Raw genomic sequence first — 19378 nt, 5'->3', positions numbered from 1 at the left:
CGGGGCGCAGGAGTAAAGCCTACTCCACCGCCTCTGCCAAATCTTCAAACCCGCGGGCCAAGCCTGCTTTGAAGTCCTGCACGATGGTGCCAACGCCTCGGCTGTCTTGCACAAGGCCAAGGCCTTGGCCGACCCAATAGCTGGAGAGCGCTTGTGCCTGAGCGTTGCCGCCAACAGCGGCCTGATCAATCGCGCGCAGTACCGGTTCGGCCAGCAGGCTCATCAATGGCATGGGCAGGGCGGGGAGCCCGGCGCTCTCCCAACGTTCGTGCCATTCGCTTTTCAATTGCCGCGAGAACTTGCCGGTGCGGTGTTTGGAGCGGATGGTGTCTCTGGACCCTGCGGCAATCATCTTTTCGCGGAAGACTTCGGTTGTCTCTGCCTCTGGTGAGGCGAGCCACACGCTCCCGCACCATGCTCCGTCTGCGCCCATTGCCATCATGCCGGCCATCTGTTCGCCGGTCATAATCCCGCCCGCTGCCAGCACGGGAATATCCGCGCCCGCGTCTTTGATAGCGCGCACAACCTCCGGGATCAGAACGACCGTAGACACATCGCCGCAGTGCCCGCCGCCTTCGCCGCCTTGCGCAACGATGATATCGACGCCGGCTTCAACCTGTTTAAGAGCGTGTTCCTTTGCCCCCACCAGAGCCGCCACGGGAATGCCGTGCTTCTTGCCCGCCGCAATCATCTCAGGCGGGGCCGTACCAAGAGCATTGGCGATCAGGCGCACCGGGTGGTTGAAGCTCACCTCAAGCAGTTCCTGCCCCAGCGAGGTGTTGGGTGCCTGATTGCCACCTTGAGGGCTCCCAGCCTCCTCGCTCACCCCCGCATCGCGCAGGATCTGGCGAACAAAATCGCGGTATTCGCTGGGGATTTGAGCGATGATCGCATCGGCTGTGATGGATTTGTCGACCGCCTGCACTTCGGGGATCAGAACATCGACGCCGTAAGGTTTGCCATCGACATGATCGTCAATCCATTTGAGCTCATGCTCCAATTGTTCTGGCGTGTATGACACAGCCCCCAGCACGCCAAATCCGCCCGCGCGGCTCGCAGCGGCAACAACATCGCGGCAATGGCTAAAGGCAAAAAGCGGGAATTCGCATCCCACCATCTCGGTCATTTTAAACGGCATTTGAATTCTCTCCTTGGTCCAGCCGTGCTGGCAAATCGAAGCACCGGGTGCAAGATGTTCTGGTCAGAATTGACCCACATCAATGTCCGCTTCGCCGCGCGCGTCAATATGCATTCCGGGATGGAGGAATACGATATGACACAAATGTTTGACCCGGCCACAGCCAACAACGCTACCACTCATGTTGATGTCCTGATTGTAGGAGCGGGGATTTCCGGCATCGGCTCGGCCTATCATCTGCAAGATCAATCGCCCTGGGCAAGCTATGCAATCCTCGAAATGAAGGACACTTTCGGCGGCACTTGGGAAACGCACAAATATCCCGGAGTGCGCTCTGACAGCGATCTCTACACCTTCGGCTATCGCTTTAAACCATGGGTCGGTGCGCCTATCGCAAGCGCGCAGGCGATCCTCGATTACATGGGTGAAGTGATCGAGGAAAACGGGATCGGCGAACACATTCATTACGGGCACCGCATCGTCAATTGCGCCTTTTCGCGCGAGACAAACCTCTGGACTGTCGAAGCCGAGCGGCTTGCCGATGGCGCGATGGTCGCCTTCACCTGCAATTTCCTCTGGATGTGCCAAGGGTATTACGACCATGAAAAGCCCTACATCCCCGAAGACTGGGCAGAGCGCGGTCTGGATGATTTCAAGGGCGATTTCGTGCACGCGCAAAAGTGGGACCCGGACTATGACTATTCGGGCAAACGCGTTCTGGTGATTGGGTCCGGGGCAACCGCCGCCACCGTTGTCCCCGAACTCGCCAAGACCGCCGGGCACGTGACCATGCTCCAGCGTTCACCGACTTATTTCTTCTGCAGCGAGAACAAGAACGAGCTGGCCGACCGCCTGCGCGAGGTTGGGATTGACGAGCCGACCATCCACCGCGTGGTGCGGCAACAGATCATGTTTGATCAGGACGTTATGACCAAACGCTGTATCGAGGAACCCGATGCTGTCTTCGAAGAGCTGAAGGAGCTGGTGCGCGCTTTTACCGGCAAGCCCGATTTTGAATTCGAACCGCATTTCACTCCGCGATATCGCGTGTGGCAGCAGCGGCTGGCTTTCTGTCCGGAAGGGGACGTTTTTCGTGCTGCGGTCGCGGGCCAGTTGAGCGTGGTTACCGATACGATCGATCGTTTCACTCCCGAAGGCGTGGTAACCGCTTCGGGTGAAGTGATCGAAGCCGACCTGATCATTGCCGCGACCGGTTTCCGCCTGTCGGTAATGGGCGACATTCCGTTCGAGGTCGACGGCGCCCCGGTCAACTGGAACGACACTGTGACCTATCGCGGAATGATGTTCACCGGCGTGCCCAATATGGCATGGGTCATGGGCTATTTCCGCGCCAGCTGGACATTGCGGGTCGACATGATGGGCGATTTCGTCTGCCGCCTGCTTAACCGGATGCACGCCAATGGCACGGCGAGGGTCGAAGTGGCCTTGCGGCCCGAGGACGAAGGGATGGAATTGCTCCCGTGGATCGAGCGCGACAATTTCAATCCGGGCTATCTGATGCGCGGGCTCGACCAGATGCCGCGCCGGGGAGACAAACCCGAATGGCGGCACAATCAGGATTACTGGGCCGAGCGCGAAGAATTCCCGGCCATCAACCTTGATGGCAGCGAGTTTGTCTACACTGCGCGGGCGCAGGGAGATGTGTCGAGGCCGCAGGGTGAACTAGAGGCTCAGTCCTGAGCCCGACTGCTCTTTGAACGTCCGATCCGGCCACAGCGTGTAGAGGCACTGCTCCTCTTACTCTTCTCTCAAACGTGCGTGTGCGCGGCCTGAAAAGGTGTGTCATCACGATCCTGACTTTTTGCCGCCTTCAAGGGCGAAGTGTAACCGAGCTTGATCGGGGTGCGAAAAGCAGGGAGAAGGCTTTTAAACAGGGGGTCCCAATCCATGGAAATCACATTCGACCGGACGGTCAAACTCACAGGCGTGCTGCTCTTGCTCGCAGCCATCTCGCAAGCGGTTTACACAATTCTTTACGTCGCTGCGCCTGAAATTGACCGCAGCCCCATTTGGTCGTTTGAGGCCTTGTTGTTCGCGCTTATGGCCGCTCTTGCTGGATCTGCTCTGGTGCAAGCCAAGACTGCGATTTTGGGGTGGTCCGCGATTGCAATGTCGGCCGTGCTCAATGTTGTCCAAGTGGGCATTGGCCTCACCCAATTTGGCCCGTTTCGCGAAATTGCTGAGGCGAACCCGGAGCTTGCGCCTTTGGCAGGCTCCATCGTCGCCTACTCTTTCTTTGGTTACAATGCGGCCAAGGTGCTGCTGGGCCTTGCCGCACTGGTGTTCGGTATGGCGAAGCTTAATCAAGGTTCCAAATTGCTGGGCGGATTGACCTTTTTGGTCGGAGCCGTTGCAATGTTCAGCAATGCGGTGGTGATGGGCTTTGGTCTGTCCATGTCCACAAGCGGCGGCGGCGTTATGCCATCGGGCGCAAGCGGTGTGGCGGCGACAGTGCTGCTCGCGCTGTGCCTTCTCACCCAGCCCAAGGGCGATTGATCGCGCGAAGGGTGATGGACACGTCCCGCCACTGGCCCTATGACCATCCCATCCCCGGGGAGCGAGCTTTTCGCTGAGAGGGGCGGGATAAGCGCCGCCTGACCCGTTGAACCTGAACCTGTTAACACAGGCGGAGGGAGCGGGCCTGGCTTCGACCACACGCTCGCATTCCGCCTTAAGGAGCGAGCAAACATGGCCGACATCAATTCCCCAGTCGAAATCGGAGTCACCACCGGACCCATTCGTGGCAGCCGCAAGGTCTATGTCGGTGCTCGCACGGGCTCCGGCATTCGCGTCGCTATGCGTGAAATCGACCTTGAGGGGGATGAGCCATCGGTGCGCGTCTACGACACCTCGGGCCCCTACACCGACACAGATGCCAATATCGACATTAACGCAGGGCTCCCCGGCCTTCGATCCGACTGGATCCACGCGCGCGGCGATGTTGAGGAATATGACGGCCGCGAAGTAAAGCCCGAGGACAACGGCCAGCTTGGCCCCGACCGCTCAGGCGGCGTCCCGCAATTCCCCAATGTGGTGAAACGGCCCTTGCGCGCCAAAGCCGGCCACAACGTCAGCCAAATGCACTACGCCCGCAAAGGCATCATCACGCCGGAGATGGAATATGTCGCCGAACGCGAAAACCTTGGCCGCGAACTCGCAGCTGATTTCAAGCGCGATGGCGAAAGCTGGGGTGCGCAAATTCCCGATGTGATCACGCCGGAGTTCGTGCGCGATGAGGTTGCCCGTGGCCGCGCGATCATCCCCAACAACATCAATCACCCGGAAAGCGAGCCCATGGCGATCGGGCGCAATTTCCTCGTCAAGATCAACGCCAATATCGGCAACTCTGCCGTGGCGTCCGATGTGGCGACCGAAGTGGACAAGATGGTCTGGGCCACGCGCTGGGGCGCGGATACTATTATGGACCTCTCCACGGGCCGCAACATCCACGACACCCGCGAATGGATCATCCGCAACTCAGCTGTCCCCGTGGGCACCGTGCCGATTTACCAAGCTTTGGAAAAAGTGGGCGGGGTTGCCGAAGACCTCACTTGGGAGATTTTCCGCGACACTCTCATCGAACAGGCCGAGCAGGGCGTAGACTATTTCACCATCCACGCAGGCGTTCGCCTCGCCTATGTGCCCATGGCGGCAAAGCGCGTCACCGGCATCGTCTCACGCGGCGGCAGCATCATGGCGAAATGGTGCCTCGCCCACCACAAGGAAAGCTTCCTCTACGAGCATTTCGACGACATTACGCAGATCATGAAAGCCTATGACATCGCCTATTCGCTGGGCGATGGCCTGCGCCCGGGCTCCATCGCGGATGCCAATGACGAGGCGCAATTCTCCGAACTCTACACATTGGGCGAGCTCACCCACCGCGCGTGGGAACAGGACGTTCAGGTCATGATCGAGGGGCCGGGCCACGTCCCCATGCACAAGATCAAAGAGAATATGGAAAAGCAGCTGCAGGTCTGCGGCGAGGCGCCTTTCTACACATTGGGCCCGCTCGTCACCGACATTGCGCCGGGATACGACCACATCACCAGCGGCATTGGAGCGGCACAAATCGGTTGGTACGGCACCGCTATGCTTTGCTACGTAACGCCCAAAGAGCACTTGGGCCTGCCCGACCGCGACGACGTAAAAGTCGGCGTTGTGACGTATAAACTCGCCGCCCACGCAGCAGACATCGCCAAGGGCCACCCGGCCGCCAAAGTGCGCGATGATGCCCTGTCAAAAGCGCGCTTCGAATTCCGCTGGCGCGACCAGTTCAACCTGTCCCTCGACCCCGAAACGGCGGAAGAATTCCACGACCAGACGCTCCCCGCAGAAGGCGCAAAGACCGCCCACTTCTGCTCCATGTGCGGACCAAAGTTCTGCTCCATGCAGATCAGCCAAGAGGTCCGCGACTTCGCCGCCAAGCAAAACGAAAGCCCCGAGAGTTTTCTTGCAGCTGAAAAACTGGGCGCCGAGACAGCCGAGGCGAGCCGTCAGGCCGCGATCAAGGGGATGGAGGAGATGTCCAAGCTCTATGATGAGAAGGGACGCGAGCTGTATTTGCCGGAGGGGTGATTCTATTTGGCTTTAGATCATTATGTATCGCAGGTTCATCTAAAAAACTTCTATTCGCATCATCTTGATGGACGCAAAATGTTTGCATTTCGGAAATCAAAGCTAGACTCGTTCCCGTGTGATTCCCGAGATGTATGTCGGATCGAGGAAGGCAGCACCAACCCATACCTTGGCGAGCCTAGACTTTTGGAAGCCTTCCTCAGTACGTTTGAGCCCAAATATAATCGGTCTTGCGAGGCCATTAGCGTTGGAAGCTTTGGGCACGATGATGTTGCAGTGATAGCCGCGTTCATGGCGTTTGTTGGAGGTTGCGCACCGACAGCGACACGGCTTGGGGCCTCAAATCTCTCGGAGATCACTAAGCTCGAGCTTGATAGGCCTGAAAAGCTTGATAAGTTACCTCCAATTCCGCAAGAGCTCGAGGCAACTTCTGTGCTGGAGTTAATCAACGATGGAAAGCTTACGTTTGATATCGATCGTAAGTACCCGCATGCCCTTGGTGTTGCTAATCTAATTGAAAGCACGATTGCGTTTTCCAGCTATCCCTGGGAAATTCTGCGAAATGGGCATTCCACACAGTGTCCATTTCTTACGAGCGATTTCCCTATTGCAATTGAGGGACCGCAACCACCTTTGACTAGACTTGTGCCCTTGAGACCCGATCTTGCGATCAAGGTATCTCCGGTTGTGAGATCGCCCACGTTGAAAGACAACCCAAGAGACTTTCGCTTTAGGTTAGTTGATGTGACACCAGCTCAAGTTCGCATCTTCAATCGGCAAGTTGTGAGGTGTGCCGAGGATTTCGTTTTTTCGCCAATTTCATCGCACGGAATTGCAAGGCTTGTTAAGAAGTATGCAAGCCATCGCTTAGGCTTGGTAAGCCGTAAAACACATAAAGAACGGGGCGCAATGATATGTAGGTCGATTGATATTGTGTCTGATTGAGCCGACGTCGATGCTGATGTTACAAGAAGGGTGAGAACTCTGTTGTTCTGCCTTCCTATTTCTCGTCATCCTGAACTTGTTTCAGGATAACAGCGGGTTTGTGCCAAATGGCGAGGGTTATTCCGAAACAAGTTCGGAATGACGTTTGTGGCAAGGTTGAGGGTGGTGTGTGGTGGTCCATTCTAATTGTCATTCCGGACTTGATCCGGGATAACACTGGAGGCTTGGCGCGTGGTTGATGGGGTTATCCTGAAACAAGTTCAGGATGACGGTGTTGGGTTCAGGATGACTAATGGGGCGGACGGTGGGGTTAACGACGCTTCCTCATCGCAATCCCATCTCCAGCCCCAAATCGCGCCATTCCGGGTTATCCCCCTCCACCAAATTGATCTTCCAATCGCGGTGCCAGTTTTTGAGTTGCTTTTCGCGGGTGATAGCCTCGTCCATCGTTGCAAACATCTCAATGTGCACCAACCGTTTGCAATTGCGGCGTTTGGCGAAGCCCTCGAAGGTGCCTTTTTGGTGTTGGTGGTATCGCGCGGCAATGTCTGAGGTGACGCCGATGTAGATGTAGCCTCGTTTGCCGCTCGCCAGGATGTAGACGCAGGGGTGTTTCGCCATCACACTGCGATAACGACTGCAATCATCTTCGTCATCCCGAACTTGTTTCGGGATAACCCTCGATGCTTGGCGCGTGGTTGCTGGGGTTATCCCGGATCAGGTCCGGGATGACGAGCATTGTAGCGTTATGCGGTGAAACGAGTTCGGGATGACGGGGCGGGGTTCAGGATGACGTTTCTCTAGTGTATGCTCCTCCAATGACCAACCCCACCACCACCCTAACCGCAGCCCTCACCCTAGCGCTCGCAGCCACGCCTGCCATCGCGCAAAGCACTCCGGCGAGCACCCCCGAGTTCCTCCCCAACAGTGCCTCCTCTGCGCCGTTTTCGCGGGCGGTGCAGGTGGGCGATACGCTCTACCTTGCGGGGCAGCTCGGCCTTGCGCGCTCCTCTGACACCGACAAGACAAACGGCATCGAGGCCGAAACGCGGCGGGCTATGGAGCGGATTGGGGAGACTTTGGCGCTTTATGGCCTCACCCACGATGCGCTGTTCAAATGCACCGTTTGGCTGGCTGACATCGACGACTTTGGCGCGTTTAATGCGGTGTACGCCAAGTTCTTCCAAGAAGGCCGCTATCCCGTGCGCTCTACCATGGCAGTGAAGGAACTTGTGGGCGGAGCCAAAATCGAGATCGAGTGCACCGCGCACAATCCGAAAGAGGCGCCGGTGCAAGGTGTCGATTGGGATATGGCGGTCACCTATCTCCACGCGGGCGAGGCGAAGGCTCCCAATGCCTACACGCCTGAGGAAGCGACCGTTTGTGTGGGCCGGTGGAGGCTTCACGCTGATGCGATAGATGACGGTTTTTTCCCAAAGCCTGCTCTCGAGGCCTTTACGCGGCCCTTGTTTCTGGAAGAGGCGATTGCTTTGGCTAACCTTTTCCGGCTCGATGATATGGACCGTGCCATCATGCAAAGCGCGTCGAAGGAAGCTGAAGCGCGGCTACGCAAGGCTCTTGGCGGGGACGTGCAGGCGTTCCGCCAGTACTTTGAGGCGCTGGGCGAGTGTTCGTCACCGGCTGAAACGGTGGTGGATTCCGGCGAATAGGGGAGGGGCAGGCGCGTTACCCCCGCGACGTATTAACCCCGCGACGTCTTACGCCCCAACATCTTAACTGCGAGATAGTGCCATCATCACCCGGTCGAGGCTTTGCAGGAACTTTGACCTGTCCGCCTTGCTGAACGGGGGAGGGCCGCCGCCTATGCTTCCATCCATTCCGGCCATTCCTGCGCGCAAATCTTCCATGATGGCTCGCGTGGCAAGGGCGCTGCCGATGCTGGCCGGGGTGAATTCGTCGCCATTGTGTCTGAGCACGCGGGCGCCTGCTTTGAGACACCGGTCGGCCAAGGGGATGTCGCCGGTGATGACCACGCATTTGGGGGAGACGCGCACGGCTTCCTCGGCGATCCAATCGTCGGCGGCATCGAAGCTGTCGTCCACCACCACGCGCTTTACACGCGGGTTGTCGGGAATGCGGAAAGGAGAGTTGCTGACCACGCGCACGTGTGCTTCGGGAAGGGGTGCCTTGAAACGGGCGGCGACGCGGTAAATCTCGTCCTTCACCGGACAGGCATCCGCGTCGATCAATATGGTGATTGAACTCACGGAGCAGGCTCTGGGGGTGCAGGCTGTTTGGTCACGCGCACCAGATCCCAGTCATAGCCAAGCTCGCGCACGCGGGTCTCCAGCATGGTGCGGCGCTCCTCGCTGGGCACCGCCTCGCGGGTGAGCATCCAGAGGTAGCGCCCGCTGGGTTCGCCAACGATGGACCATTCGTATTGACCATCCGCGCTCGGTTCGCTGCGGTCGAGCACCCAGTAATCGCCAAAGAAGGGGCCAAAGAAGCTGACCTTGAGCTTTGCGCCGTCCGATCCCTCGACGATTCTAGCGCGGCCTGTTGCTTGGCTGAATTTGCCGGAGAGGCTTCCCTCAAAGCACGAATTGACCACGCGGATGTTTGAGGCAGATGAGGTCTCGCGCCCATCTGTCTCTTTTAGCGAATAGTCCGCCGTCACCCCTTCGCAGCCCTCCTGGAAAGGGGCCTCATAACGGGCGTATTCGTACCATTTGCCAAGATAGGCATTAAGCTCCACCGGCTTTGCAGGCTCTGGCACGGCCACATTGCCAACCGGGCCGGGCGATCCAACACACGCGCCAAGCGCGATGGGCGCGGCGAGGGCGAGTGCGGTCGCAGTGATTGCCCATGAGCGTCTCGGTTTAGTCATAGCTTGGCTTTCCTTTGCACGCCCAAAAACTCTTGCTTGTTAGAATTCTTGGCTCCTGACCCTAACAAGGTTTGTAAATTGAACCACCCCGGCCTGCATGGTTGCTTGTATCCTCACGATTTCAATGGGGAGCCCGCGCTCGGCTTTCTGTTCAGGGGGTAAAAGGCGGGCGGGCCAAAGCGCGCTTACCGATCATGTTACAATTGCTCACAAATAGTGTGACCAACTGCACAGTGTTATTCGCAAGTGCACAATAAACTTCCAATAAATGATAGACAGCGCGACCGGTTAAACAAGCAATCGCTCAAGTGATAACTCAATCACGATTGCATCGCTCGCACTGTCCTTTTGACTGTCCTTTTGACAGCACTGCCTGTTTGGCAATGCTGCTCAATTTGAACAAAGCCCTTGCGCTTAAGGAGTGAACATGCCCTGGAGAGGACCGCTTGGCGGTGATCCCTTAGAGACCTTGCCCGGGCCCGCTAACCCTTGGTTCTCATGCAGCGGTGCCGACAATGCGCGTCCGGCCGAAGCAGGCGTCGACACGCCTGAGCTTCCCGATTTTGCTTTGTCGAAAGAAGGCGCGATTGCGATTGACTGGAAGAAGATCGGTGTCGGCCATTCCATGGTCACATCCGGCGTTAGTGTGATTGCCGTTGGAATTGTCGGGGCGGTTGCGGTGGCGGCCAATTTGCCGGCGACGGCGGCTGGCACTGCGGCCAATGCCTCCACATCCACCATCGGCGCGATCCTCGCGGCAGGTGGCAGTGTGCTCATAGGCGCTGGCCTTGCGACCATGATCGGCGGAATTGATCCCAAGATCAGCGACTATAAAAAGCACGTGCCAGCCGTGCCCACCCGCAAACTTGCGCTTCCCGGCGACCTTCCCGCCCCTGTCACAAGCTTCATGCAGGCGGTCGCAGAGATTGAGCGGCTTTCGACGGCGGAAACCGACATTATCGACCATGCGCGCGCGGCGGCAAAAGCCAAGGACAAAAGCTGGACCGAACTCCACCTGCGCGATCTGTATCACGTGCAAAACGCAAAACAGCATTTTGTGGGCGAGCTTGCCGGTTCCTTGAACGAAATCAACGCCGCTTTTGGCAAGGAATTTGACCACCACCGCGTCGACCCGGATGAGCCGGTGCGTGATCTGGTGAACCCGCTGATCGAAATGCGCTCAACCTTGAACGAGGTCGCAGGGCTTAGCAGCACCGAGATCAACAACATTCTGGCGACTGTACGCGTGCCATCGCCGATGTCAGAGGCGATTGATACCTCGATCCAAAGAATCGCGACCAAGGCTGAGGGGCAACCCTCTGAAATGGTCAATATCGCCGTTCAGCAACTGGCGAATTTGGATGTCATCGATCATGAGGCGTTTGGGTTGAAGGATTGAGCTGGTGCACTGAGCTGGGGAACTGAGCGGGTGTACTGAGCTGGGGAAATGAGCGGGTGCACTGGTGGCCGCCAAACTTTCCTACTTTACGAAAATCTGCCTTATAATCGCGGATGACACAGACATCTTCGAACCGCACCGACCTTACTCAAAACCAAGCGCAGGCGATTATCGAACCTGAGCGCAGGCGCTGGACGCCTGATGTGCAGACCGCCTTTTTGCGCGCCCTTGCATCCACCCATAGTGTCGCGGACGCGGCGCGGATGGTGGGGGTTGGGCGTTCGTCGGCGTACCGATTGCGGGCTGATCTTAGGGGGGAGGCGTTTGATCTTGCATGGGATGCTGCGTTTTCGTGCGGGATGGATGCGCTTGCTGATGCGGCGCTGGACCGGGCGCTGAACGGGGTCGAAGTCCCGCATTTTTACAAAGGCGAGCTGATCCATACATCGCGCAAATATGATGAGCGGTTGACGGTTGCGTTGCTGGCCCTGCGCGAGCAGGCGCGGCCCAGTTACATTCCGCAATCGCACCCCGCTTCCGCCTATCGACCCGACGGAACCCGTAGCGAATTCGAGAGCCTTTTACGGCGGATCGAGCTCGGTCTGGAGCGGTGGAGTGACGAGTGGCCCCCGGATGGATGAAACAGCACGGGTGAGACTGCATGGGTAAAATGGACAGGTTTCCGGCTCTCGCGCCAATGTGTCTCATAGGGTTAACAAGGGAAATCGAGCAATTTCAGAATGTTATGACGACTACAGGTGTAGGCTATGAGACACATGTGTCTCATAGCGGGGTGTGATCGCCCCTCACGAACCATCGGATGGCCCGGTCCAAAGCTTACGCTAGGCAGCGTATCGCCTAAGTATCAATCTCTAGGATACAACACTTCAAATCCCGCCCCTTAATCACCACATTTGAAGTGCACATAAGGTGCTATCAAAAGAGGAGATGCAAATATGCAATTTCAATTCAATTCCGACAGTTCCGTCATGGGCACCGCCAATGTGGCGGAGCGAATTGAAGAGATGGTGCGAGAGAAGCTCTCCCGCTTCGAAGAACGCCTTACCCGCGTTGAGGTGCATGTGAGCGACGTCAACGGCTCCAAACATGGCGCTGATGACAAGCATTGCACAATCGAAGCGCGTCCGCGCGGTGGTCGCCCGATTGGTGTCACCGGTAAAGCGGACAAGGTCGATGATGCGGCACGCAAGGCTGCCAACACTCTGGCCCAGCGGCTTGAGCGGTTGTTCGGCAAGGAAGAGCGCCACAAGCACGAGCCTCGCCCCGACAAGGTGATGTGATCAACCCGCGGCTTGGGGCCTAACCGCCCGTGATGCCTAGCTCGGCCAGAATGTCGGGAATGGCTTTCTTGACGCGGAAAAACCCGGCCCTTGCGTGGGGCCAGGTCGCCCGGTCGAGATCGCTGACCAGCTGGGTAAGCTCACCGTGGCGTTCCAAGGTGGAAAGCTCGCCCCAAAGCGCATCGCGGGTCCATCCGGTGGGAAGGTAAGGCGTTGCCACATTTTCGATCCCTGCATCGGCAAGGATATCGGCAAGGCTGGTGTCAGCGGCCCATTCGGCGGTGTTGCAACTGAAGGCTTTGCCAGCCGCCTTGGCCCCTTGAGTGACCGCATGATGAGCGAAGTCTTGCGCAAGCTTGCCGATCTCACTGGGTGACCTTGCCTCTGGCCGGGCAGCGGCAATGACAAGCGAAGGCTTTGCGGAAAGGCTGAGCGGGACGTGGCTTGCCCGCTCGTCATGGAGGAGCAGGGCAAAAGGTTCATCGCCCAGCTCTGGGAGGGGCAGGTCGGGCATGGCGCGGGAATGTTCCTGCGCCTCTTCAAGCGGCTCTGCTTCTTCGGCCAGGCCTTGGGCGGCGAGCGGGCCTTGCGGATGCCTTTGGGTGTAGCGCTCGATATTGTCGGCGCGCGCCAGATAGGTCTTGCCCTTGGTGTGAAGCCCGCAGGTCCAGCGCCACGACAGCGTGTTCGAGGCCGCATCGCCATCGACAAGGTGGCGCAAAAAGAAATCGGCCCCAAGCTGCCAGTCAAGCTTGAGTGTGAATATCCAGATGCTCGCAAACCACATGCGGGCATGGTTGTGAAGGTAACCTGTTTGAACAAGTTCGCGCGCCCAATGATCAAACGCTTCGATGCCGGTGCGCCCCTGCGTCGCTTCGGCGTAAGCTTTCGCGAGCCCGGCATTGCCGCCCACGCTTGCGAGCGCCGCATCGCGCCCCTGGACAAAGCTTGCCCAGACGGTGGGACGCTGTTCGAGGTATCCTTTGAAATAGACCCGCCAGAACACTTCGGAGACAAAACTTTCTGCCTTTTCGGGACCATGCTCAGCCAGGGCCGCCGCAATCACTTCGCTTTCGCTCAGCAATCCGGCATGCAGCCAGGGCGACAATTGCGAGACATTGCCGCGCATCGCGTCCTTGACCGTACCATCGTCAAAATTGCGCGAGCGCGCATAGGCAGTGCCCGCATGAGGCGTGAATTCTTGCAGCCGGTCAAGGCCCGCTTGGCGGGTAGATATGAAGGTCATGCGAAAGTCCTGCAAAGGTAAATGGATCCATCACTAAGTCTCGTGCGTACTACATAGTGAAGTCGTCAGAACCCCTGCGGCTTCTCGAAGTTCCCAGTCGGTCCCCAAGGGGCCGAACAATTGAAGGAAGATCCCCCGAAATGAATATGCTGAAGAAAACCCTCATCACCGGCTTTACCGCGGTCAGCGCGCTCGCACTTGTAGCTTGCGGCGCGGAAGCGGAGACCGAAGACGCGATGACCGATGACACGATGGTGGCAGAAGAAGCCGCTGCTCCTGGCACTATCCCAGAAGTTGCATCAGGCGATGAAACCTTCTCAACCCTCGTCGCAGCCGTAACCGCTGCCAATCTTGGCGAAACCCTTAGCGGCGAAGGTCCGTTTACCGTGTTTGCGCCAACCAATGATGCGTTTGGCAAACTGCCAGAAGGCACCGTTGAAACGCTCACCACCACCGACACTGACACCCTCACCAGCATTCTGACCTACCACGTCGTCGAAGGCGCTGTTGATGCAGCCACCTTGACCGCTGCGATCGAAGAAGCTGGCGAAGCAGGCTACACCATCACCACCGTTGGCGGCGGTACTTTGACTGCAACTCTGGTTGATGGCGCAGTTGTGCTCACCGATGCAACAGGCGGAACCGCGACCGTCACTGCGACTAATGTCGAAGCGTCAAACGGCCTGATCCACGTGATCGACACCGTTTTGATGCCAGGTTAAGCCAATAATGTTGTTCTGCGGGCGGTTTCCTACCGTCCGCAGACAATGCTAAGGGATCGGCATGATACGGCCCTTGGTTTACAATCGCTTCGCCCTTTTGGTCCTCGTGCCAGCATTGCTTGCTGGATGCAGTGAAACTCCCGGCGAAATATCGCGCGATACAAAGCCGTTCGATGGCATCGACGAAGCCGAGGTCATCGACGTAGGCGGAACAGAGCCGTTCTGGGCACTTACCATCATCCCCCACGGCGACGGCTATCAAGCCAAATATTCAACGCCAGAGCTAATCGACGGCGAGACTTTTTCTCTCACGCGTTTTGCAGGCAATAACGGCCTTGGTTTCTCTGGCGATTGGGCAGGGGCACCGGTCACCCTCGCGCTGACACCGGGGGAATGCAGCGATGGCATGAGCGATCGCACCTATCCCTACACCGCGACATTGCAATTGGACGAGGTGACATTGTTTGGCTGTGCGCACACCGATGCGCAGCTATTTACCGAAGGGGAGACGATCCCCTGATAATCGCAGCCAATGGCGCCATAACTGGATGGCTTGGGTCAGTTCTTTAGAAAAGTCCGGGCACTTGATACTGCGCAGCGGTGGGCGCTTTCGGCTTCATCATTTCCATCGCCGGAGCGCTCTGTGCAATCTGGCGTTGAACGCCGCTGATCGCGGTACAGCTGCGCCCCGCGAGAAAGTCGAGCGCAGTTGCGATTGACGCTTCGTTCGGATCGCCAAGCGGCCGGGTAAAGTCGTCATTGGCCCGGCAGGTGTTTGGCATCACGCTGGCAAGGCCGGTGAAATATTCGCCTTCGTTATTGGCGTTCAATGTCTGGAAAGTGACTGCACGAACCCGCAGGTCACATTCGTCAAGGTCGAAGGCAAACTGGCCCACTGGTTTGCCTGAAGTGTCCGAACCCACCAATGCGATGCGATTGGAGGCAACATAAGGAAGCATGGCGTTGGTCACCAGTTCACTTGCCGAGGCGGTGCTGCCTGTGCCTATAAGGACGAGGGCCTCAGGTTTCAGAGCGTTGAGTTCGCTTCGGAACAGGCGTGTTGCATTGTTATCAGCACGCTCTGGCCGAAGGACGGTGCTGCTGAACAGCGATCCGATCTGGTCACGGCCCATCAAATCGCCCAGCGTCTCCGCGACGCTGACGAGCCCGCCGCCGTTATAGCGAAAGTCCATGATAAGCTCGTCAACATTATTTGCGGCAAACAGTTGAAATGCACCGCGCAGCTCGTCGGCTGCGGAACCCACGATAAAGGTGCGCAGATTGAGATATCCGACGTTGCGCCCGCCATCCTGAATAATGACCGCGCCATATCGGTCCGACACCGGATCAAGCGAGAAGTCGGCCTTGGCAATGCTGCGTTCCAGCACTGTCCCATCGGCCTGCGCAAAACGCAGCACACGGGTGATCCCGGCCTCCGTTGGACCAAGTGCATCGACAACAGCGCCAGGGCCACCGCTTGCAAGCAGGCTGCTGACGGTTTGAAGATTGGCAGAGCTCGTACCAATCGCGAGGATTTGGGTGCCTCGGTCAATGCCAGCGGCAAATCCGGGGGCATTTTCAAACGCTTCGAGGATGAAAAGGCGGTTGTTGATCTGATCAAAGCTCAACCGCACACCAAAGCCTGCGCTGGAGCCTGAGTTGATCAGCGCATTTTCATCCGCAATCGAGGTTGCAAAGGTAAAGCCAACATCGCGCGATTGCGCTCGTGCGGGTGCCACGCGCGCATCAAGGAAGGATTGGACTGTGGTGAAATCCGCTTGGTTGACCGTGTTGTCCAGAAGGTCTGGGAAGAGGTACCAATCATTGAGCACATCATCAGCAAACGCAATCTGGTTGCCAACCGAACAGGCACCCGTTGTCGGAGGAGCGGGTGATGGGGATGGACCAGCGGTCGGTGGCGGACTGCTTCCACCGCCGCCACATGCTGCAAGCGCCAATGCAAGTGTTGCCGAAAGGGCGGTTCGCCCAGCTACATTCAGGTCAAATGTCATGAAAAAGGGTGTGCTCCCGCATCTTAATCGTGTTTTCAATAACCCCTAGCGATGAGCATTCATGCATACATCGAAGCAGCGGGCAAGGCTTGTCTTTGCGCCCCTATCACGACAATTGATCGGGACTGGAGGTTTTTGAGTGTAAAATTTATGGAGTTTTCCTCAGAAACCGGGGCAAATCCCCCAGACCTCTCTCGTTTTGCCCCCGTGTTCGGACTAGCAACATAGGAATGGAAAGACAGAATCATGCCTGATTTGCCTGACTGGCTCTCAAATGCTCTACCTGAAGCAGCGCGCCATCCCGGGCTTGCGATAGCAAGCCTTGGTGATGGGAAGACGCTTGGCAAAGGCGGGTTTAAGTTATGGAGCCCTGCCTTTGGCAACGGGGAAGTGCTTGATCCGTGCTTTACCGCTGTTGAAGAAGATGCGGTTGCCCCGCCTTTGGAATGGACCGCGCCTCCTCCGGGATCACAAGAGATCGTGATCATTGTCGAGGAAGCGTCGAGTGATAACGATGTACCACCGTGCCAATGGGCACTGTGGGGATTGCCGGGGCAGAAGGGCAAATTGCTCGAAGGCGAAGTGCCGCCAAGGGCTGGCAAAAACGCGCTGGGCAATTCCGAATGGCTGTTGCCCGATCCACCGATTGGTGAGACGCGCCATTATGTGTTTCAGATTTTCTCCACAGACTTGCCGCTCACTCTCATGCCGGGGGCTAGCGTTGAGGAACTGAAGAAAGCAATACAAGGATTTGTGACCGGCTGCGCTGTTCTTTATGCGCCATTTACTGGCGTTGAGGCGGCGGATGCCGATTTCGATGAGAATTTTGACTTGGACTGATTGCGATTGGGACTAATTTCGATTGTGACCAATTTCGATTTTGATTGAACTGCCATAATTACAAGGGAGACTAACCATGGCTGGCAAGACAAACGCACTTCAAAAGCCCGTAACACTTTCAGGCGATCTTGAAGCGGTAATCGGCAAAGGCCCGATGACCCGTGCTCAAGTGACTTCGAAAGTCTGGGAATACATCAAGGCGAACAACCTTCAGGACAGCAAGGACAAGCGTCAGATCAATCCAGACGGCAAGCTTGGCGCGGTGATCGGCAAAGACCAGATCTCCATGTTCAAGATGACGGCTGCGGTGTCTAAGCACCTTACCTAAGCCTCAACGAGCTTTAATTTGGGCCGGCGGAGTGGTGTGTTGAACACCGCTTTTGCCGGCCTGAATGTTTGTGCTTTCCTAATCGCTGCGCGTGTGCTTTGTCCAAGGCATCGGCACATCGCCCACCCAAAGCGCCAGCCAGATGAGCACCGGCTGCGCGATCATGCGCGGCACATGATAGGCAAGGCCAAGACCGCCATCCTCGCGCGCCATATCTAGGATGAAATGATTGATATTGGCCGGCCACACACACAGCGCATAAAGCGCAAGGCCAATTCCCCCCGCTTGCCGCAAACGCTGATGAAAAGGTTGGAGGAGCGCGGCCGCGCCCAGGATTTCGGCAATTCCGGTCCAGAAAACGATCTGTTCAGGAAAAGGAATGGCACCGGGCATGATGGAAAGGAACGGATCAGGCTTTGCCAGATGCATATATCCGGCAAAACCATAAAACACGCCCATCACGATGCGCAGAACGGCCTTGATCATCATGCTCTTCCTTTGCGGTCCTGTTCGTTCGCAGCCCTGTCGTCTGGACTGGTGGTAAAGCGCAATTGTTCGATTGGCGTAAGACCGCTATTCAGAAAATGCAGATGTGACCTATCACACCTTCGCCTACCGGAAGAGAGTGCCTAGATGCAAAAATCCTATTTGTCCCTGACCGCATTGGCTTTCGCCACCTTGGCTTTGGCCGCAGGTACGCCTGTTTGGGGCCAGGACGCAGAACCCTTGGCCGGCGATGATATGGCGGATGTGGTTGAGGTGGAAGAGGAAAAGCCTGCTCCTCCACCTGATCCAGCCCTCGAAGAGGCCTTGATTGCGCTGGATGTGGCGCCTGTTTTTGATGGGCACAATGACGTGCCGTATCAACTGCGTATCAGGAACGACAATCAGATAGGCGATTTCGACTTTACCGACACCACGCGGACGGGCGAAAACCACCCGGATGGCCGCATGATGCAAACCGATCTGAATCGGCTGGCCGAGGGGCGCGTGGGCGCGCAGTTTTGGTCGGTTTTTGTTTCGGTGAACCAGACCGAGGCAGAGGCAGTGCGCCAGACGCTCGAACAGATCGACGTGATGAAGCGCCTGATCGATCAATATCCAGGGCAATTGGCATACACCGATACAGCCGACGCGATTGAATTTGCGATGGCGAATGGACGGATTGCCTCCATCATCGGCATGGAAGGCGGGCATTCCATTGGGTCAAGCCTCGCAGTGCTGCGCCAGATGTATGAGCTTGGCGCGCGCTATATGACGCTTACTCACTTTCAAAATACGCCTTGGGCTGACAGTGCGACCGATGACCCGGTTCACAATGGTCTGACCGATTTTGGCAAGGATGTGGTGCGCGAAATGAACCGGCTGGGGATGCTGGTGGACCTTAGCCATGTGAGCGAGAAGACGATGATGGACGCGCTTGATGTGGCGGGTACCCCAGTCATTTTTAGCCATTCAGGAGCGCGCGCGATCAATGGTCATCCGCGCAATGTGCCCGACGGCGTTTTGATGAGGTTGCCAGACAATGGCGGCATCGTGATGGTCGATGCGGTACCCGGATATCTCAACGAAGAACGGCGCGAGTGGTTTGCAGAGCGCGTCGCTGTCGAAGCGCGGCAAAAATCCCTGTACCCCGGACAACCCGACATTGTTGAGGCAGCGATGGCCGATTGGGATGATGCTAATCCTGAACCCGAAACAACCATTGGCCATATGGCCGATCACATCGACCACATTCGCGGGCTGATCGGGGTCGAATACATCGGTATCGGCGGAGATTTTGATGGGATACCCAATGGCCCTGTCGGCTTTGAGGATGTGAGCGGCTACCCTCAGCTTTTCGCTGAACTTGTGCGCCGGGGATACAGTCAGGTTGAATTGGAGCTCATCGCAAATCGCAATGCTTTGCGGGTGCTGCGCGGTGCAGAACAATACGCCGCAAGCAAAAGGGACCAACGCCCGATTGAGACGTTGATCCCTGAAACTGAATAAGACTTAGG

Annotated in this window: 20 protein-coding genes and 1 riboswitch; of the genes, 13 read left to right on the top strand and 7 right to left on the bottom strand. The window is 57.3% G+C overall.

The genetic code is table 11. The features are described from left to right. Nucleotides 1–19: 19 nt before the first annotated feature. On the bottom strand, nt 20–1138 hold the full coding sequence (locus tag EH31_RS05705; protein ID WP_034958586.1) for an NAD(P)H-dependent flavin oxidoreductase: 1119 nt from the start codon (nt 1136–1138) through the stop codon (nt 20–22). On the opposite strand from EH31_RS05705, the gene EH31_RS05700 reads away from it, so the two are divergent. From EH31_RS05700 to EH31_RS05685, 4 genes are all read left to right on the top strand, one after another. Next, nucleotides 1139–2839 (top strand): flavin-containing monooxygenase, encoded by a 1701-nt coding sequence (locus EH31_RS05700; RefSeq protein ID WP_241765833.1) that lies wholly within the window; start codon nt 1139–1141, stop codon nt 2837–2839. 207 nt (nt 2840–3046) lie between these two features. Then, nucleotides 3047–3655, top strand: coding sequence for a hypothetical protein (locus tag EH31_RS05695; protein ID WP_034958585.1), 609 nt, complete (start codon nt 3047–3049; stop codon nt 3653–3655). A gap of 45 nt (nt 3656–3700) precedes the next feature. Next, nucleotides 3701–3811: riboswitch (TPP riboswitch) on the top strand. Nucleotides 3812–3847: 36 nt separating this feature from the next. Next, on the top strand, nt 3848–5737 hold the full coding sequence (gene thiC / locus EH31_RS05690) for a phosphomethylpyrimidine synthase ThiC (RefSeq protein ID WP_034958583.1): 1890 nt from the start codon (nt 3848–3850) through the stop codon (nt 5735–5737). Nucleotides 5738–5743: 6 nt separating this feature from the next. Beyond that, nucleotides 5744–6682, top strand: coding sequence for a DUF4238 domain-containing protein (locus EH31_RS05685; RefSeq protein WP_081853236.1), 939 nt, complete (start codon nt 5744–5746; stop codon nt 6680–6682). 324 nt (nt 6683–7006) lie between these two features. Here EH31_RS05685 and EH31_RS05680 read toward each other — a convergent pair whose 3' ends face one another. Continuing rightward, complete coding sequence (locus EH31_RS05680; RefSeq protein WP_034958578.1) at nt 7007–7303, bottom strand: GIY-YIG nuclease family protein; 297 nt, start codon at nt 7301–7303, stop codon at nt 7007–7009. Nucleotides 7304–7500: 197 nt separating this feature from the next. Here EH31_RS05680 and EH31_RS16795 point away from each other — a divergent pair, with 197 nt between their 5' ends. After that, nucleotides 7501–8352, top strand: coding sequence for a RidA family protein (locus EH31_RS16795; RefSeq protein ID WP_051698964.1), 852 nt, complete (start codon nt 7501–7503; stop codon nt 8350–8352). A 63-nt stretch (nt 8353–8415) separates the two neighbouring features. On the opposite strand, the gene EH31_RS05670 is transcribed toward EH31_RS16795, so the two are convergent. After that, nucleotides 8416–8910: a YaiI/YqxD family protein gene (locus EH31_RS05670; RefSeq protein WP_034958575.1), complete on the bottom strand. Its 495-nt coding sequence runs from the start codon at nt 8908–8910 to the stop codon at nt 8416–8418. Continuing rightward, nucleotides 8907–9530, bottom strand: coding sequence for a lipocalin family protein (locus EH31_RS05665; RefSeq protein ID WP_051698963.1), 624 nt, complete (start codon nt 9528–9530; stop codon nt 8907–8909). The genes EH31_RS05670 and EH31_RS05665 overlap by 4 nt, the downstream gene beginning before the upstream one ends. A gap of 427 nt (nt 9531–9957) precedes the next feature. Between EH31_RS05665 and EH31_RS05660 the strand changes: the two genes are divergently transcribed. The 3 genes from EH31_RS05660 to EH31_RS05650 all read left to right on the top strand — a co-directional run bounded on the left by EH31_RS05660 (nt 9958) and on the right by EH31_RS05650 (nt 12230). Beyond that, nucleotides 9958–10929 (top strand): hypothetical protein, encoded by a 972-nt coding sequence (locus EH31_RS05660; protein ID WP_034958573.1) that lies wholly within the window; start codon nt 9958–9960, stop codon nt 10927–10929. Nucleotides 10930–11042: 113 nt separating this feature from the next. After that, the gene (locus tag EH31_RS16790) at nt 11043–11570 is read left to right on the top strand and encodes a helix-turn-helix domain-containing protein (RefSeq protein ID WP_051698962.1); all 528 of its coding nucleotides are present in this window, start codon (nt 11043–11045) and stop codon (nt 11568–11570) included. Nucleotides 11571–11885: 315 nt separating this feature from the next. Continuing rightward, nucleotides 11886–12230 carry an HPF/RaiA family ribosome-associated protein gene (locus EH31_RS05650; RefSeq protein ID WP_034958572.1) on the top strand — a complete coding sequence of 115 codons (345 nt, stop codon included), beginning with the start codon at nt 11886–11888 and terminating at the stop codon, nt 12228–12230. Between the two features lie 19 nt (nt 12231–12249). Here the strand turns inward: EH31_RS05650 and EH31_RS05645 are convergent, their stop codons facing one another. After that, complete coding sequence (locus EH31_RS05645; protein WP_034958570.1) at nt 12250–13476, bottom strand: FAD-binding domain-containing protein; 1227 nt, start codon at nt 13474–13476, stop codon at nt 12250–12252. 140 nt (nt 13477–13616) lie between these two features. Between EH31_RS05645 and EH31_RS05640 the strand changes: the two genes are divergently transcribed. Both EH31_RS05640 and EH31_RS05635 read left to right on the top strand, forming a co-directional pair. Then, complete coding sequence (locus tag EH31_RS05640) at nt 13617–14198, top strand: fasciclin domain-containing protein (RefSeq protein WP_152553465.1); 582 nt, start codon at nt 13617–13619, stop codon at nt 14196–14198. Between the two features lie 61 nt (nt 14199–14259). Further along, nucleotides 14260–14718, top strand: coding sequence for a COG3650 family protein (locus EH31_RS05635; protein ID WP_034958568.1), 459 nt, complete (start codon nt 14260–14262; stop codon nt 14716–14718). A gap of 46 nt (nt 14719–14764) precedes the next feature. On the opposite strand, the gene EH31_RS05630 is transcribed toward EH31_RS05635, so the two are convergent. Further along, a complete protein-coding gene (locus tag EH31_RS05630) occupies nt 14765–16210 on the bottom strand; it encodes a S41 family peptidase (RefSeq protein ID WP_051698961.1) in 1446 nt (481 codons plus the stop codon). Nucleotides 16211–16456: 246 nt separating this feature from the next. On the opposite strand from EH31_RS05630, the gene EH31_RS05625 reads away from it, so the two are divergent. Beyond that, nucleotides 16457–17050, top strand: coding sequence for a YbhB/YbcL family Raf kinase inhibitor-like protein (locus tag EH31_RS05625; RefSeq protein ID WP_034958567.1), 594 nt, complete (start codon nt 16457–16459; stop codon nt 17048–17050). A 76-nt stretch (nt 17051–17126) separates the two neighbouring features. Continuing rightward, nucleotides 17127–17378 (top strand): SWIB/MDM2 domain-containing protein, encoded by a 252-nt coding sequence (locus EH31_RS05620; protein ID WP_034958565.1) that lies wholly within the window; start codon nt 17127–17129, stop codon nt 17376–17378. A gap of 78 nt (nt 17379–17456) precedes the next feature. Here EH31_RS05620 and EH31_RS05615 read toward each other — a convergent pair whose 3' ends face one another. Beyond that, nucleotides 17457–17864, bottom strand: a complete 408-nt coding sequence (locus tag EH31_RS05615; RefSeq protein ID WP_034959102.1) for a DoxX family protein — start codon at nt 17862–17864, stop codon at nt 17457–17459. Nucleotides 17865–18011: 147 nt separating this feature from the next. On the opposite strand from EH31_RS05615, the gene EH31_RS05610 reads away from it, so the two are divergent. Then, nucleotides 18012–19370, top strand: a complete 1359-nt coding sequence (locus EH31_RS05610) for a dipeptidase (protein ID WP_034958562.1) — start codon at nt 18012–18014, stop codon at nt 19368–19370. Nucleotides 19371–19378 lie beyond the last annotated feature (8 nt).

This window comes from Erythrobacter longus (genome assembly GCF_000715015.1).
Classification (GTDB): domain Bacteria; phylum Pseudomonadota; class Alphaproteobacteria; order Sphingomonadales; family Sphingomonadaceae; genus Erythrobacter; species Erythrobacter longus.
Note: the sequence above shows the minus strand (reverse complement) of the source record. Positions and strands in the feature narration are given on the sequence as shown.